This is a genomic window from Alteribacillus sp. JSM 102045, from assembly GCF_041949975.1.
Lineage (GTDB): Bacteria > Bacillota > Bacilli > Bacillales > Marinococcaceae > Alteribacillus.
In genome coordinates, this window is the sequence record NZ_JBHFQG010000010.1 from 67143 (window position 1) to 83751 (window position 16609).

Genomic DNA, 16609 nt, shown 5'->3' on the forward strand with positions numbered 1-16609 from the left:
AGCGAAACAGGATTGTGATATTAGGAAGACTTTAAGACAATAATGAATTTCAGCCAAATATAAAAAGAACGGATAAAAAATCCGTTCTTGAAAAAGTAACTTAACTATGAAATTCTCTTTTCAATAAAACCTCTTTTGGGAGCTCTGTTCCTGATGTTCCCCGCTCATCCGTTTTACCAGCCTCGGTTGGATAATAAATAATGAAGCTCTCCGGGTTGATATTAGCAAGCTTTCCAGGTATTATCTCCAGCTCTGGGTGCCAGGCAATGGTGCCTTTTCTGCACTTAATACAACGACCAGGTCATCATCTTTAAGGAAGTACAAGTAATCGGAATAAATAGTTCCCCAATCCGGAATATCTACGATCGTCATTGGGGGATTGGTTTTTACACCATTTAAATATTTTTCATATTTATCTCCAGTTTCATCAATGACAAGGCAGACAAGGTGAGCGCCAAGGTCATTGGCCATCATTTTAATGCGGCTCAGTGCTTCTTTGAAACCAACGGAATAATCAATACCTTTTGGAAGGATTAAGATTATTCGTTTGGTCGTATTCAAAGGGTGGCCGAGCTTTGATACTAATATTTGTTCGTTCGTTTGTTCTATAAAGTTATCAAGAACACTGCCAAAGGTTCGGTCCGGGTGAACTTCTTCCACATCCCAGCCGGCAATGACCATGGTGATCCTTTCTTCTGCCATGGCACGAATGATTCCGTTTGAGATATTGTGGTCAACCCTTGTTAATAATTTAATAGGCACTTCTGCTCCTGAGGCGTACATGACGGCATGCCCAAGCATTTTTTCTGCATTAGCAATCTCGCTTTCCGCAGTAGATATTTCTTTCTTGACGACGGTAAGCAGATATAATGGCTGCTCGGCAGAAGTATTTTTACGCAGAACAAACCCCAGATCTAAAGTTTTCTAAACAAAAAGTGACGGCAGATTTTGTAAAAAAAAGTCTTTTAAAAAGCTGTATTATGATTGATTTTGAAATAAGCTTGTAACATTATGTGAATATTTCACGACACCAATAATAGAAGAAACTTCATGAATTACCACTTCCTATCAAAGCAAAATAGGAGGCGTTTTTTATTATTAAAAAGAAAATAATTCAAGTGTGGAGTGTATTAATTGTATTGGCTGGCGCGGTTTTTCTTTATTTATCAGGCGCTGGTGGTGCAGCGGGTGAAACAGATTCAGTAAATGAAGAGGAAAAGATGGAGGAAGGAACAATAGTTGTCAGAGGAGAAGGCAGGGTGAGTGCAACCCCCGATCGAGCTCATATACGTTTGGGAGCGGAAGCTGTTGATGCTTCTGCTGATGAAGCTCAAAGTAAAGTGAGCGAGCAAATGAATGCAGTTCGGGATCAGCTTGATGCCTTTGTGGTGAAAGAAGACCATATCCAGACGGCCAATGTTGGTGTTTATCCTTATCATGAACCTGGACAGGACGGAGACGAACAATTCCGTGCCCAGCATATTTTGGAGATAGAATACAGTGACATTGATAACGTAGGGGAGTTGCTGGATGCTGCAGCTGAGGCAGGAGCTAATCGGATTGAACAAACCCGTTTTGCCTTGCAGGACGAAACAGAAGCTGAGCAAAAAGCGTTACAAAAAGCTGTTGAAAAAACAAAAGGGAAGGCTGCTGCCATAGCAGAGAGCGTTGGGAAAGAAAGCGGAGAAGTCCTGCAGATTACTGAAATGAAGCTGAGATGAACTTTCCAATGCAAGAACGCGCAGAAGAACAATCTGTTGCTGAAGATAGTCCGGAGGCAAATGGGACAGTAGTTGAAGCGGGAGAAATAGAAGTGATACAGCATGTGGATGTTGTTTATCAATTAAAATAGTAATTAAAATAGTGTCGAGCTCTCTAAATAGGTCAATGTCATCATCTGGCGTTGGCCTCTTAAACATGTGCTGAGGTCATGGGTGACGGCTGCTCTATTAAAAAATGGAACCGGTCATGCCTTTGTTGTTTATACTGGATTAGGCCTTTGTCAGCAAAGGAGGAAAAACATGACCGTTGTTCGAAGAGGAACTTATTTTGTATATACCGTGCAGCCGGGAGATACTCTGTACAGCATAGCCAGCAGGCTTGGCAGCAATGTTTCAGGTATTACGCTTATAAACGCATTATATCCGCCTTTTACGGATCCAGGGTTGATCTTTCCTGGACAATGGATCATCGTGCCTTATCCATACAATCCTCGCAGTCAAGTTGTTTATTTTTTGCAGCCAGTAGAGACAGTGCGTTCTGCTGCGGAAAGCTTTGGGCTTTCTGTTAATCAGTTGCTTGAAGCAAATCCCCAGATGGAAGATCAACATATAGTACAGCCCTTTGATATGGTTGAAGTGCCTGTAAGGGTATATGTTGTCGATACAGGGGATTCCTTGGCCGGTATAAGCAAGCAGCTTGGTGTTCCCCTGCATAAAATCATTCATATGAATCAAGGCAGACCGGGATTTTCACCTGAAGTCATTTATCCTGGATATGGCTTGTTGGTGCCCTGACAGGGGATATGTTTATCAGAAAGTAAGATCTTTAATTTGTGTTAATCAAACGTTTGATTAACACATTTGTTTGTATTAACTCCCTATTTATCTCCTCTAAAAGACAGGCCTTTCAAAAAGAAAGAATTAAAGAAGATATAGAGTACCAGGACTGGAAGTGTAAATACCATCGATGCGGCCATAATATAGTTCCAATACGTTACAAATTGGGATTGAAATTGATTAATGCCGACAGTTAACGTGTACATGGAATCGTCTGACATAACAATAAGAGGACGCATAAAGTCATTCCATAATGACATAAATACAAAAATTGCCTGTGCCCCCAGAGCAGCTTTTGCCATTGGCATCACAATGCGGAAAAAGGTGCCAATTTTACTTAGTCCGTCGATCGCGGCTGCTTCTTCTACTTCTCTCGGGAAATTAATGAAAAACTGCCTCATCATAAAGATAAACGTAGCGTTAACCATTCCAGGAACAATCATACCCTGATAACTGTTCAGCCATTCAAGTTCTCTTAAGATCAAGTAGTTCGGTATCATAGTGACCTGAAACGGAATCATCAGCACAGCTAGGACAATAATAAACAGCGGAGTACGCCCAGGAAAGCTGAGACGTGCTAAAGCATAACCGGCCATGGAGTTAAAAATTAAGTTTAACAGAGTTGCTCCAACGGCAATAACGAGGCTGTTCATCAGCCACCTTATAAAAAGAGCTTCTTCGGTGAAAATAGTTTTATAGTTTTCTAGCGTGAAGTTTTCCGGTATAAAATTTATCCCGCCCGTTAATATTTCATTTAAAGGTTTAAAGGATGACGTAAGCGCCCATAAAAAAGGAATAACCGTAATGATCGCATAGGCGCTCAGTATGCCGTACATTATCACACGTTTTATAGAAACTTTCTTTGTCATTTAAAGGTACCTCCTTATCAATATACTTGTTCCTCTTTCTGCAGCTTTCGCTGAATTAAAGTAGCTGCGAGAATAATCAGTGCCAGAACAAAGGCAAGCGCAGCAGCATAGCCCATTTGATCATAGGAGTTAAAAGCATATTGATAAATAAGCAGCACTACGGTAAGCGTTGAGTTATTAGGTCCGCCTGATCCGCCTGAAAATATGTACGTTTGGTCGAAAAGCTGGAAGGTTCCAATCAGGCTCATAATAATGGTAAATCCAGTAACAGGACGAAGCATCGGTACGGTTACATTCCAAAATTTTTGAATCGGACCGGCACCATCCAGTTCGGCTGCTTCATATAAAGAGTCCGGAATATCTTGAAGAGCGGCTAAATAAATGACCATAAAAAACGGAGCTGTTGCCCAAATGTTCATAATCATAATAGAGATGAGAGCTACATTCGGATCTTCAAGCCAGTTATAAGTCGGCAAACCAACAGAATGTAAAATCGTATTTATAAAACCATCAGGCTGATACATCCACATAAAAATCATGGCTAATACGGCCGAAGAGGTTAAAGTGGGAAGAAAAAAGACGACACGAAAGAACCTCTCTCCTTTTAATCCTGCATTTAAGGAAGCGGCCAGAACCAATGCCAGAATGGTTTGTGCCGGGACAACGACCGCAACGTAAAAAGCAGTGTTCCATAATGAAATATGGGCTCGTTCGTCATTAGCAATTCTTGAAAAATTATCAAATCCTACGAAATCAAAACGGGTATTTCCTAACAATTGGACTTCATGAAAGGAAAGATAAATTGCAAAAAGGATAGGAGCAAGGGTAAACAGCCCAATGGTAAAAATAGTAGGGGACATGAAAAAATACCCTTGGCCGGCTTCTTTTAATTTCTTTGATGTCCATTTTCGCTTCGCCATATAGAAAGAACTCCTTTCCAGACAGGGATATTTTTGAAAGGAGCTGTCCCATAAGTTAGTTCTCGGCAGACGCAGCTGGAAAATTACTCGCTTTCACCCTCAGGGCACAAGTGCGACATCTACTCCAACTCTCTTTGGCTCGTTCTCGTAGTGTCTTCTTTGCCGCAGGCGGCGGCTCAGCCCCTCGTGGAGCAAAAACCGCTCATTGCGGTGTCTTCACACTGCCGCTTGTCTCGCATCTTCCAGTTGCTAGATGACCAACTAACCTTTTGAGACAGCCCCTTAAACATTCATGAAGCCGATTTATTCATCCGAGATTTCGTTGTTAGCCGATTCTTCCGCTTTTTCCATAGCTTCTTCTAAAGATTGTTCGCCAATAAAGGCACTGTTAAATTGGTTTTCAAAGTTTGAGTTGATAATAGGAAGATTCGTATCATCTACCCAGACCGTTGCATATTCACTGCCTGCGAGAAAGGGCTCATAAATTTCCGGTTCGTTATATTCCATTTCTTCAACAACAGATTCCCTTGTTGGCAGGGTTAGTCCGCTTGATGTCCAGTTTTCCATCCCTTCTTCTCCAGCCAGGTATTCGATCAGTTTCCAGGCAGCGTCTTTATTTTCAGAGGCTGCATTCATCGCATAACCAACTGTGAAGGCCATTGTTCCATTTTCACCATTGATGGTAGGTACTTCAGCAGTCCCATAATTGACATCAGGAAATGTATCTTCAAGAAAAGGAATCGTCCAGTTTCCTTCAATTATCATAGCAGCATCTTCTTTACCAAACATTTCTCCGCCATTGTTTGCACCAACGTCTCCTGGTGAAGCAGCTGTATCTTCTTCATTTCTCATTTCAATAAGCGGTTCATATGCATCAATAACCGCTGGATCCGTAAAGTTTGCACGGTTGTCTTCTACGACACTTCCTCCATGTGCTTCCGGCATGAACATCAGCCGAGCTAAATCTGTTACTATACCAAATCCAACGGTATCTTCTGTCGTCAGCTCTTCAGCCATATCTTCAAGCTCTTCCCATGTTTCAGGGGGACCATCAAACCCTGCTTCTTCAAGTAAATCTTTATTATAAAAAAGAGCCAGGTTGGACGTATCTTTTGGGATGCCCCATAGTTGGTCATCACGCTCAAATGCTTGAATCATAGGTTCTTGAAAATCATCGAGGTTAAAATCTTCTTCCACGTAGTCATCAAGTGGTTCTACTGCTCCTGTCTCTATCAACCCGGGAGCTTCAAAAGAATCTAAGAAAAATACATCGGCTGCTTCTCCACCAACAAGACGTGTCCGCAATACATCCATGTATTGATCTGCGATCGTGTCAATTTCAACATTTATATCCGGATTTTCTTCTTCAAAGTCTGCCAGTACTTCTTCAAATAAGCGCTGCTCGGTAGGTGAAGACTGCCATCCTGTTAAAGTAACGGTTGTTTCTCCATCTTCACCGCCGGCTTCTGTGTTACCCGTACCATCGTCACCACTGCAGCCGGCAAGTAAACTTCCGAACACAATAGACGCTGCAAAACCTGCTTTGACCCAACTTTTTTTCTTCAACATTATATTGAATCTCCTTTCAATAAATATTTTCAAAGAATGGGAAGCTATTTTCTAAGCAGTGCTTTTTCAATAACTTCACATCCAGTGGAATTGTGAATAACTGTAACACTATTTTGTTTCACCTGAAGGTGTATGACTCCTTGACCAATCTTCATATTGGCAATTTCAAGTTCCTCTACACCTTCAGGGAGTACCGGATCTACAAATATCTGTTCGTTTAAAACATCAGGAAAAATGCCAGCCATGGCTTGGACAAACAGTAAAGGTGTGCCGGCTGCCCATGCCTGCGGCGAACAAGCAACCGGGTATTTAATGGCTTTTCCATTATTAGATGAATAACCGCAAAATAGTTCTGGAAGGCGGTCATACTCAAAAGAGGAAGCGGATTTAATCATCCCTGTCATCGCTTTAGCAGCTTCTATTTTTTGATTTGTTTTGCTGAGTCCAAGTACAATCAAGCTATTGTCATGAGGCCAAATAGTTCCATTATGATAGCTGATCGGATTATAGCCGGCTTCTTTTTCTCCCATCGTACGAATGCCATAACCAGAAAACATTTTCTCTGAAATCAGCATGGAGCCTATTTGGTTCGCTCTTTCTGGTGACAGCATATCGGCATACAGTACATGACCTGGATTAGAAGTAATAGTACCTACTTGGTTTTTGTTTTTATCGAGAGCGAGAGCATAAAAGGATACATCTTCCATCCAATATGCTTGTTCAAATTTTTCTGCTAGTTCCATCGCTTCTTTTGAAAGCTGCTTTGCTTTTTCGAGGTTCCCTGTTTTTTTATAAACAGTGGAAAGCCCTTGCTTTGCTTGATACACATATCCCTGGACTTCAGCTAGAGCGATAGGAGTTTCGGCAAAAGTCCCGTCTCGGTGGACGATGGAATCTCCTGAATCTTTCCAGCCTTGATTTGCTATGCCTTTTGAAGATTCCTGGTGGTATTCTATAAACAGATCCCCATCCTGATCTCCGTAATGGTTAATCCAATATAATGCATTCTCTACACTTTCTTTTAATTCTTCAAAGAGATGAAGATCACCGGTCCAGTTAATATATTCCGTAAAAAGAACGAGATAGAGTGGAGTAGCGTCGATTGTTCCGTAATACGGAGTGAAAGGGATTTGATTGGTATTGGCAAGCTCTCCTGATCTTAATTCATGCATAATCTTTCCTGGTTGTTCGTCCCGCCACGGATCTTCTTTTGTCCCTTGAAAAGCAGCCATTGTACGGAGGGTTCCTTTAGCGACTTCTGGATTAAATGGCAGGAGCTGTTGTGCTGCGATCAAGCTGTCTCTGCCAAATGGCACCCCAAACCACGGAAGGCCTGCGACCGGAAAAAGACCGTATCCGACGTCGGTGAGGAGAGAACGCAAATCGCCGATTCCACGATCAACAAGGCGCTGTAAACCTTTATGATTGGTATTCACGTTTGTCGTATTTTTTGTCCATTCTTTATATGACGTTTCAAGAGCATGCAGTGCTTGATCAGCCGGTTTTATATCTTTGGCTTCTTGTTCAACGAGGGGTTGGATGGTAACCGCAATTTGCTTTTCTTCTTCGTGCTGCAAAGAAAGGGAAAACGAAATAGCTCCAACTTTCACCTCTTCGGCTTCAGTGTCCCAGGAAATGTGACTGCTTCGCTGTATTTCATCGGAGCCGGTATAATGATATGTAAAACTATTATTTGTTTTTTCTATGTTTGTCCCTCTGCCTGTTTTTCCGTTTTGAAAACCACGTACGATGAACATGTCTTTAAAATCTGCATCAAACTCGTATCCCATTCGAAAATCCAGTGCGGAAGGGGAGTAGCTCTTTATAGTTAAGATTTCGTAGAATACATTATCGTATATAAAGCGTTTTCTTTTTATTTCTACAGATTCTCTCCAAAGTTCAACCGTCCCGTTTTTCTCAATATGCGGGTTTGTAAGAAGAATTTCTGATTTGTAATTTTTCTCTGCCTCTGAGGACAATAATACGGGTTTATGACCGTTTATCGTTAAATGCCATTTGCTTAAAAAGCGTGTATCTTTCGTGTACAAGCCGGCACCGTATGTATGCCCCTCTGGAATATCCCCCATTTCATCGGTTAATAAAAACAGATCATTTTCCTTGATCACTCTGTAATTCATTATGTACCCCTCCAGATGTTTTTTAAATGATTTACCGAATCGTTTCGGTAACATTTGTCAAATTACCGCTTTGGAAAATCCAAAACGTTTTGGGAAAATTTTATAATAAAAGGTCCTTAATTGAATGGGACCTTTTGATTGTTTGCAGTTGTTGTATTTCTTATAACTAAATGATTATCAAGTATGGTGACACGTTTAGTAGGATCTCCGTTAAGTATATGAAGAAGAAGCTTTCCTGCTTCATATCCCATCTTATACTTATCCTGAGCTACCGTAGTCAGAGGAGGGTGTGCATAGGAAGCAAGGACAATATCATCAAATCCTGCAATCGATAACGACTCCGGAATGTTTCTTCCTAGTTTTTTGGCCGACCGCATAGCTCCAAGGGCCATAAGGTCACTTGCACAAAAGAGGGCGCTTATTTCCGGGTACTCTTGCAGCAGCTTTTCTGCTTCCTTTTCCGCCGTTTCTTCCTGAAATTGACCATCAACGACCCAGTGTTGTCGAAACGTGATACCCGCTTCCTGCAACTCTTTCTTATAACCCTTTAAACGATGCTGACTGACAAGGGCCTGGTCATGGCCATTGACCATAGCAATATTTCTATGCCCAAGATTAATGAGGTGTTTCACAGCAGTTTGAGCCCCAAACTCGTTATCCGTTGTAACGTAGCCTACATTTTCACCGCTCATTTCAATGTCTATGAGCACGCACGGGATATTACTTTCAATAACTTCTGTTAAATAAGGGTCATCTTTTTTCATGCCTAACATAATAGCCCCTTCCACCTGACGTTCCCGGCATAATTGACTGTAACTTTTCAGGCGCTGTTTTGCAGAATCTGTGCTGAATAATATTAAGTCATATCCAGCTTCACCTGCGTAGGCGTTAAGGCCGCCCATAATTTCTACCATGAAGCTGTCTTTTAAAGCGGAACGGCTCAGTTCTGAAACGAGGAGGCCGATCGTTTTTGTTTTGCTGGTTACCAAACTGCGAGCTACGGAGTTTGGGCTGTAGTTCAGCTCAGCTGCGATTTGCTGAATTTTTTTTCTGGTGTTTTCATTTACATCATAATACCCGTTTAAGGCCCGTGAGACGGTAGTTACCGAAACCCCAGCTTCTTTTGCTATGTCTTTTATTGTTGTCACGATGAACCTCCAAAACGTTTCGGATTTATCTTTAGGTAATACTCTATATGATTTTTAAAGCGTTTACAATGGTTTTTTAGAAAAAATAACAGTCCTTCACATTAAGGAAAAATGAACACAGCTTCAAAAAAAATAAAAAACGCATCGCTGTGCGGTGCGTGCGTTTATCATTTTTCACTCAACAATATTTGTAATCCGATAATGGTGAAAATTCCTCCTTGAATAACGTTCATACGTCTTGAAAACCTCGGATTATGCAGTACAAAACGGCTTGCCTGATTTGCAGCTGTACTGACAATAAAAAATATTACCAAAGCCTGAAGTAGAAAAAGGAAGCCCAGTATTAGCATTTGTACAGTTACAGAGCCGGATGACGGGTTCGTGAACTGAGGGAGCAGGGCAAGGAAAAAAAGAGATACTTTTGGATTAAGCAAGTTCATAATAATGCCTTTTTTATACAGCATTAGATATTGATGAGGATTCGTTTCCTTAGAAATACTCGCTTTTGATTTATCTCGAAAAGCTTGCCACGCTAAGTAAAGAAGGTAAGTGGCTCCTGCGTATTTAATCGCAGAAAAAGCAACGGAAGACTGATAGATGACAGCGGAAATACCAGCAGCTGCTGCGGAAATATGTACTAGTAAACCAGAGCAGAGGCCAAGTGCCGTAGCGAACCCGGCTTTTTTATTTTGTGATATGCTTTGGGCGATAACAAATAAAATATCCGGTCCTGGAGCAAGAGTCAATATGATAGCTGTGCCGAAGAAAGCTAAGATAACAATTGGGTCCATTTGGATAACCCCTAACTAGTATTTGGTTTAATCATAGTATACAAGATAAGCCAGTGCTGGACGAGAATTTTTAATATATGTGTAAGTTAGTCTGAACTGCAAAAAAAGTTGCACAATTGCACTTGATCAACTACAAGGCCGAGCAGACCAAGTGCAGTGGCTTTTTATTCATTAGCAGAATGGTCTGCCAAATAAAAAGGATAACCAGGATCTAACGAAGATCTGGTTATCCTTATAATACGAAAGCGATATTCTTAATAAGTCAATAAAATTTAACGGAACTCATTTAAATACAGTACTATCTTTTACATTTGCTTCGTATATTCTTCTCCAAGCTGATTCAGGCGTTCTTCGATCTCTTCTTGAGTCATCTCATGCTCTTCGACATAACGGTTTCTTGGATGAACCCGGCACTCAGGCGTGCAGCCCCGCATGTATTTATGCTCATTTTCTTCGGAACAAAGAATTTGTTTGTTACATTCAGGGTTGGAACAATTCACATAACGCTCACATGGTTCGCCGTCAAAATGATCGCGGCCGACGACGACATGCTCTTCACGATTGATTGGGACGCTGATGCGCTCATCAAATACATAACATTTACCATCCCATAATTTTCCTTTCACTTCTTCATCTTTACCGTACGTGATAATGCCTCCGTGCAGCTGGCGGACATTATCAAATCCTTCTTCTTTCAGCCAGCCCGAGAATTTTTCACAGCGGATGCCGCCTGTGCAGTACGTTAGTATTTGTTTTCCTTCCAACTGATCTTTATTTTCTTTTACCCATTCAGGAAGTTCACGGAAGCTGTTGATGTCAGGCCTGATCGCACCACGGAAGTGTCCCAGGTCATATTCATAGTCATTACGGGCATCCAGGATAACGGTATCTTCTTCCTGCATAGCTTCATAAAAATCTTTTGGCTCTAAATATTCGCCTGTTTGCTCGTTTGGATTAATATCCTCATTAAGACGCAGTGTAACAATTTCATCACGATGGCGTACGTGCATTTTTTTAAAGGCATGGCCATCGGCTTCATCTATTTTAAATTCTGTATCCACAAAGCGGGGATCTTTTTTTAAGTCTTCCATATATTTATTCGTCTGCTCCACGGTTCCAGAGACTGTTCCATTAATACCTTCAGAGGCAATAAGAATTCGCCCTTTTAAACCGAGGTTTTTACAGTACTCTAAGTGTTCTGCTGTAAAGCCTTCCGGATCTTCAATGGGCACATAGTTATAATAAAGTAATACACGATATTTTTTTTCCATTTTTATCACCTATTGTTTAATATTTGCAAGATATCAACCGTATAGGCGCATACGACTCTTTCTTACAATGTACTATTGTAAACGATTCGTTAAAAATAAGAAAGGGACAATCTATTTGTTGGAAGAGTGAGAATCTTGGAACATAATAAACAAACGCCTATTAGAAATACAGGGAGCTGTGGGTGTCCATGGCTCTCATTAAAAAATAACTCATTAAGGCTGTCTTTCTAGATAGGAAAGGCAGTCTTATTTTTTTAGAAAAGAAAGTTAGAAAGAATATTGTATGATAAGTATACAATATGATAAATTATCAAAAGTAAAAAAATTCAGTTATTTAATGAAGAAAGAGAGGGATTTTAATGGTTAAAGTAAGAAACTGTTGGATCATTATTTTTAGTGTCATGTTATTCATAGTGACCGGATGCCAAGGGGAAGAAACTCAAACTGCAGCTAAAGAAGAGCCTGAGGATCAAGAGGATTCTTTTACAGCAGCAACCATACAATTTAATCCGAAGTTGAATGAAAAAGAAGAAAATGTGGACGAGTTATATGAAGCAGCGGAAGAGGCATTTAAGAATGGAGCGAAAGTAGCAGTGGCTCCTGAAATGGCAACTACTGGGTATATGTACGACAGCAGGTCTGAAATTGAGCCGTTTGTTGAATCTATCCCAGGTGATACTACGGATAAATTTTCTGACTTGACCGAAAAATATGATAGCTATATTGTATTTGGAATGCCGGAAGTAGACGAAGAAACAGATCTCTACTACAATTCTGCAGTGTTTATAGGGCCTGACGGCTACATAGGTAAATATCGAAAAACACAAATGTGGGAGACAGAAATGCATTGGGCAGCCTGGGGAGATATGGGAATACCTGTTTTTGACACAGACATAGGAAAAATAGCTATTAATATTTGTATGGACTCTGCTTATTTTGAACCGGCAAGATTAGCAGGAATAAAAGGTGCTGACATTTTAGCTTTTCCCACTAACTCTTCGGCACAGACTATTTCTGCACTTCCAGCTAGAGCACAGCAAAATGGAATGCATGTGATTAGTGCTAACCGTTCAAATACAGAAGAAGGGTTTCATATGATAGGCGGAAGTGCTATTTGGTCTGCCGCAGGGGAAAAGCTGGCCGAAGCCCCGATTGCTATGGACGAAGAGGAAGCAATAGAAGAAACGAAGATAGAATATGCGGAAATAGACCCTAAAGAGTATGAAAACGAAAATAAAAAACGGCTTGAAAACAGGCGTCCTGAGCTATATAAAGAACTATCTCACTATATTCATCCTTGGGACGAAACGAAAAGTACGGAATCACAGGATATTGATGCGGCAGCTCTACAATATGAGCCTATTATCGGGGATAAAGAAAAAAATAAAAAGAAAATTTCCAAACTGGTAGGTCAAGCGGCAAGTGAAGATGACATAGATTTAATCGTTCTGCCTGAAATGTCATTGACTGGGCCTGTAGATGAAAAGCAAAATTATAATCTTAGGAAAATAGCAGAAAAAGAACAAGGAGAAACACAAGAATATATGGCTTCATTAGCTGAAAAATATAATACAGCTATCGTCTATGGGTTTCTTGAAAAAGAAAAAGGTTCCTTATACAATGGTGCTGTTTTGCTGGATGAAAAGGGAGAACAGGCTGGTAAATACCGTAAAACACATTTAAGTGAAGAAGAGCAGGATTGGGTGGAAGAAGGAGGAGAACTGCCCGTCTTTGAAACAGACAACTTAGGAAAAATCGGTATTCTTATAGGAGAAGATGCTCTATTTCCAGAGGCTTCTGGTGTCATGGCTGTTAACCGGGCAGACATTATAGCGATCCCTTCATCGTGGCACGGACAATACGGCGGAGAAATGGAGATTAATAGGGAATTGGCAGAACATACGTATCCAAAGCATGCGATGGTAACATGGGATTCTGTGGCAATTGGAGCGCAAGCTTACACTGTGGTTGGAAACTTTGTTGGTACGGAAAAAGAGTATCAAGGAGGTTCAGGAGTGTATGGAATAGATCCTTTATACGGGCTCGATAAGGTGGAAATAGCTTCAAAGGATAAAGAAGAAGTTCAAATGGCTTCATTTAAAACAGTTCCTCAAGATTGGTGGTTCAATCAAGAAAAATTACTAGCTTCCCGTCAACCAGAATATTACACACCTCTTATCGAGCATTAATAAGGAGTTGGAAAAAGAACGCAGGGGGAATTTTTAGGCATTTTTAAAAATTTCCCCTTTTCAATAAAAGTTATATTATTGTATACTTATCATACAAATTTTTGATAACGCTTTCTTAAGGAGGGTATGTAAATTGTCTATTTTTGATTTAACAATTGATGTTGGCTTGATTTCCATCCTTTTATTGGCTGGAGTAATATTAAGAGCAAAAATTAAAGCGCTTCAAAAGTTTTTTATTCCAGCAAGTATTATTGCAGGATTTGCTGGATTGTTCTTGGGACCGAACGGAACGGGATGGCTTCCGTTCTCAGAAGCAATAGCTGATTATCCGACTGTTTTAATTGCTGTCATTTTCGGAGCAATTCCGATCGGGGCTGCAAAATTAAATTGGAAGAAAATGTTTGGGCGCGTAAGAAATATGTGGGTTTATTCTATGTGTCTTACCCTCTTAATGTGGGGTGGAGGTGCGATGATTACATATCTCGTGTTCAGCCATATTTGGAATGTCCCGGCAGGTTACGGACTTGTTCTTGGAGCCGGATTTCTCGGTGGTCATGGAACGGCAGCCGCTGTTGGTGAAGCATTTAGCGGCATGGGATGGGAAGAAGCAACAGCTCTTGGATATACCTCAGCGACAGTAGGATTGCTTTGTGCCATTATTGGAGGGCTCCTTATTGTTAAAAAATATGCTCGAGCCAACAAAACTAATTTTATTTCTGATTTTAAAGATTTGCCTGCAGATTTGCGGACAGGTCTTGTCAAAAAAGGTTCCAGGGAAACAGCAGGAGAAGAAACTCTTTCTAGTAACACAGCAGATCCGTTATTTTTTCACTTGGCGATAATAGCAACTGTTGTGGTTATTAGTTACTATTTTCAGGAAACGCTTAACTCCATATTCCCTAATATAAGTGTTCCGCTTCTAAGTTTGGCGTTTATCGTTGGTTTGTTGATTCAGTTATTTCTTCGATATACAAAAGCAGATTATTATGTCGATAAAAAAGTAATGAATCGTTTGAGTGGAACGGCAACAGATTTGACTGTAGCATTTGGGATAACATCTATCAACTTAACTGTTGTAGCTGATTACGCTCTTCCACTCATTGCATTATTTATATTTGGTTTGATATGGGCTTATGGAATTTTTCACTTCATTGCCCCAAGGGTATTTCATCAGCACTGGTTTGAAAATGGAATCTTTGGCTGGGGATGGAGTACAGGCACGGTGGCAATGGGAATTGCCCTCCTGCGTATTGTAGATCCAAAAACGAAGAGTACGACATTGGATGATTATGCTTTAGGGTATATAGGAATGGTACCTGTAGAAGTAATCATCATTACCTTTGGACCTATTATGATGATGTCAGGACTTGGCGGGGTGTATGCCTTCACTCTATTGGGAGTGTGTACGGTCCTCTTGATTGTTGCTGGAAAAGTAGGATGGCTTGTTTCAAAAGAAGAAGTCTCAGGGAGGCATAAAAAAGAAGCTGTTTAGGTATAAAGGAGAGGATAACTCACTATGAAAATAGAACGAAAAAAAGTTTCCATGCAAGTATTTGACCGTATTAAAGAAATGATTAAAGAAGAAAAAATGCAGCCAGGAGATAAACTGCCAACAGAAAGCAAACTCACTGAAATGTTTGGAGTGAGCAGAACACCGGTCCGTGAGGCTTTAAGTGTTTTAGAAGCAAGTGGTTTAATCGCTTCAAAACAGGGAGGAGGCAGTGTGGTTCAGGCAACTTCCATTAGTAGTTTAATGGAAGAAACTCATTTTGAGTTTGTAGATCCTGAAGAAATACTGAACCTTTTGGAAACACGTTTGATTTTAGAAACTGGAGCAGCATATCTAGCTGGCGAGAGAAGAACAGTGGACGACCTTGATGAGATGAAACAAGCATTAGATGAAATTCGGTATTCGCAGGACAAAAGCAAAATTGGGCACAAAGAGGACATTGCTTTTCATAAAGTCATAGCTAAAGCATCGCATAATCCAATACTGATAGGAACAATGGAAAACATTTCTGAATTACATGAAAAAGCTATTAAATTTTCTTTAATGAAAAATATGGGGATAACAGGGAAACGACAGCGAGTGTTAAATGAACATGAGCATATATATAAGGCCGTCGAGCTAGGGGATCCAAAGAAAGCCGAACAAGCAATGTTTGAGCATTTAACCAATGCAAAGAAGAAATTTGAAAAAGAGCTAGACCAGTTAGCCAATTAAATAAGGAGTGTTAAAAATGAATGAAAAACCAATACATTTTTTTAGTGAAGGATATAAATTACAAGGTACATTATATTTTCCTGATGATTATGTGCCGGGGGAGAAACGTCCAGCTATTATTCCAAATTCAGGGTATCAAGGGGTTAATGCATTTTATCCAAAGATGTTTGCGCAAGCTTTAACCGAACATGGTTTTATTTGTTTAGGTTTTGACTACAGAGGATTCGCTGATAGTGAAGGGGAAAAAGGAAGAGTTTTGCTTGAAGAGCAAGTGGAAGATATAAAAAATGCTATTACTTTTTTGCAGCTGCAGGAAGAAGTAGATCACGAACGTATCGGATTAATTGGATGGGGAATGGGGGCTTCTAATGTCATCCAAGTAACCGCTGCCAATGAAAATATATCGGCAGTTGCTGCTTTAAATGGTTTCTATAACGGAGAAAGATGGCTGAAGACGATACACTCTTACAATGATTGGCTTAAACTGTTAGAAACGGTAGAAGAAGACCGTATCAAGAGGGTGGTAGAAGGAGAATCAACGCTTGCTGATCCGTTTCTTCATTATCCTTTAGATCCTGCTACAGCTGGCTATGTAGAAAAAGAACTTTCTTCTTATCACGGTTTTGGCGAACAGACGAGGATTCAATTTACTGAATCAATTATTGGCATGAATGCTGAAAAAGCTGCTGAAGAACTTTCATCTGTCCCTTTATTCGTTGGTCATGGAACGGGGAATGTTTTGCATCCTTTTGAAGAAGCTCTTCAATTGTTTGAAAAGGCGGCTGAACCAAAACAATTTTATCAAGTAAATGGAAAACATAATGATTTTATGTATAGTGACCACCCAGAATTTAAACGATTGATCGAAGCACTGGTGAGCTTTTTCAATAATTCTTTAAAAGAAAGCCTGCAGAACATTTCTTAATACAGGG

At 40.3% G+C, this 16609-nt stretch carries 15 protein-coding genes; 7 read left to right on the top strand and 8 right to left on the bottom strand.

The genetic code is table 11. The annotated features are described in order from the left end of the window. Positions 1-240: 240 nt before the first annotated feature. A complete protein-coding gene (locus ACE1TI_RS09200; RefSeq protein WP_375007284.1) occupies positions 241-762 on the bottom strand; it encodes a hypothetical protein in 522 nt (173 codons plus the stop codon). Positions 763-1118: 356 nt separating this feature from the next. On the opposite strand from ACE1TI_RS09200, the gene ACE1TI_RS09205 reads away from it, so the two are divergent. The 3 genes from ACE1TI_RS09205 (at position 1119) to ACE1TI_RS09215 (ending at position 2516) form a co-directional block, all read left to right on the top strand. After that, the gene (locus ACE1TI_RS09205; RefSeq protein ID WP_375007285.1) at positions 1119-1721 is read left to right on the top strand and encodes an SIMPL domain-containing protein; all 603 of its coding nucleotides are present in this window, start codon (positions 1119-1121) and stop codon (positions 1719-1721) included. Between the two features lie 8 nt (positions 1722-1729). Beyond that, the gene (locus ACE1TI_RS09210; RefSeq protein ID WP_375007286.1) at positions 1730-1852 is read left to right on the top strand and encodes a hypothetical protein; all 123 of its coding nucleotides are present in this window, start codon (positions 1730-1732) and stop codon (positions 1850-1852) included. A 169-nt stretch (positions 1853-2021) separates the two neighbouring features. After that, a complete protein-coding gene (locus tag ACE1TI_RS09215) occupies positions 2022-2516 on the top strand; it encodes a LysM peptidoglycan-binding domain-containing protein (protein ID WP_375007287.1) in 495 nt (164 codons plus the stop codon). A gap of 83 nt (positions 2517-2599) precedes the next feature. Here ACE1TI_RS09215 and ACE1TI_RS09220 read toward each other — a convergent pair whose 3' ends face one another. The 7 genes from ACE1TI_RS09220 to trhO form a co-directional block, all read right to left on the bottom strand. Beyond that, complete coding sequence (locus ACE1TI_RS09220; RefSeq protein WP_375007288.1) at positions 2600-3427, bottom strand: carbohydrate ABC transporter permease; 828 nt, start codon at positions 3425-3427, stop codon at positions 2600-2602. Positions 3428-3444: 17 nt separating this feature from the next. Beyond that, positions 3445-4347 (bottom strand): carbohydrate ABC transporter permease, encoded by a 903-nt coding sequence (locus ACE1TI_RS09225; protein WP_375007289.1) that lies wholly within the window; start codon positions 4345-4347, stop codon positions 3445-3447. Between the two features lie 303 nt (positions 4348-4650). After that, complete coding sequence (locus ACE1TI_RS09230) at positions 4651-5916, bottom strand: ABC transporter substrate-binding protein (RefSeq protein ID WP_375007290.1); 1266 nt, start codon at positions 5914-5916, stop codon at positions 4651-4653. 44 nt (positions 5917-5960) lie between these two features. Continuing rightward, positions 5961-8054 carry an amylo-alpha-1,6-glucosidase gene (locus ACE1TI_RS09235; RefSeq protein WP_375007291.1) on the bottom strand — a complete coding sequence of 698 codons (2094 nt, stop codon included), beginning with the start codon at positions 8052-8054 and terminating at the stop codon, positions 5961-5963. A 116-nt stretch (positions 8055-8170) separates the two neighbouring features. Next, the gene (locus tag ACE1TI_RS09240) at positions 8171-9202 is read right to left on the bottom strand and encodes a LacI family DNA-binding transcriptional regulator (protein WP_375007292.1); all 1032 of its coding nucleotides are present in this window, start codon (positions 9200-9202) and stop codon (positions 8171-8173) included. Positions 9203-9369: 167 nt separating this feature from the next. Further along, positions 9370-9993: a LysE family translocator gene (locus tag ACE1TI_RS09245; protein ID WP_375007293.1), complete on the bottom strand. Its 624-nt coding sequence runs from the start codon at positions 9991-9993 to the stop codon at positions 9370-9372. A 305-nt stretch (positions 9994-10298) separates the two neighbouring features. Next, positions 10299-11264, bottom strand: a complete 966-nt coding sequence (gene trhO / locus ACE1TI_RS09250) for an oxygen-dependent tRNA uridine(34) hydroxylase TrhO (protein WP_375007294.1) — start codon at positions 11262-11264, stop codon at positions 10299-10301. Between the two features lie 359 nt (positions 11265-11623). Between trhO and ACE1TI_RS09255 the strand changes: the two genes are divergently transcribed. From ACE1TI_RS09255 to ACE1TI_RS09270, 4 genes are all read left to right on the top strand, one after another. Next, positions 11624-13453, top strand: coding sequence for a nitrilase-related carbon-nitrogen hydrolase (locus tag ACE1TI_RS09255; RefSeq protein WP_375007295.1), 1830 nt, complete (start codon positions 11624-11626; stop codon positions 13451-13453). Between the two features lie 133 nt (positions 13454-13586). Continuing rightward, complete coding sequence (locus ACE1TI_RS09260) at positions 13587-14945, top strand: sodium/glutamate symporter (protein ID WP_375007296.1); 1359 nt, start codon at positions 13587-13589, stop codon at positions 14943-14945. A 24-nt stretch (positions 14946-14969) separates the two neighbouring features. Beyond that, positions 14970-15677 carry a FadR/GntR family transcriptional regulator gene (locus tag ACE1TI_RS09265; RefSeq protein WP_375007297.1) on the top strand — a complete coding sequence of 236 codons (708 nt, stop codon included), beginning with the start codon at positions 14970-14972 and terminating at the stop codon, positions 15675-15677. 16 nt (positions 15678-15693) lie between these two features. Then, positions 15694-16602: an alpha/beta hydrolase gene (locus tag ACE1TI_RS09270; RefSeq protein WP_375007298.1), complete on the top strand. Its 909-nt coding sequence runs from the start codon at positions 15694-15696 to the stop codon at positions 16600-16602. Positions 16603-16609: the final 7 nt, after the last annotated feature.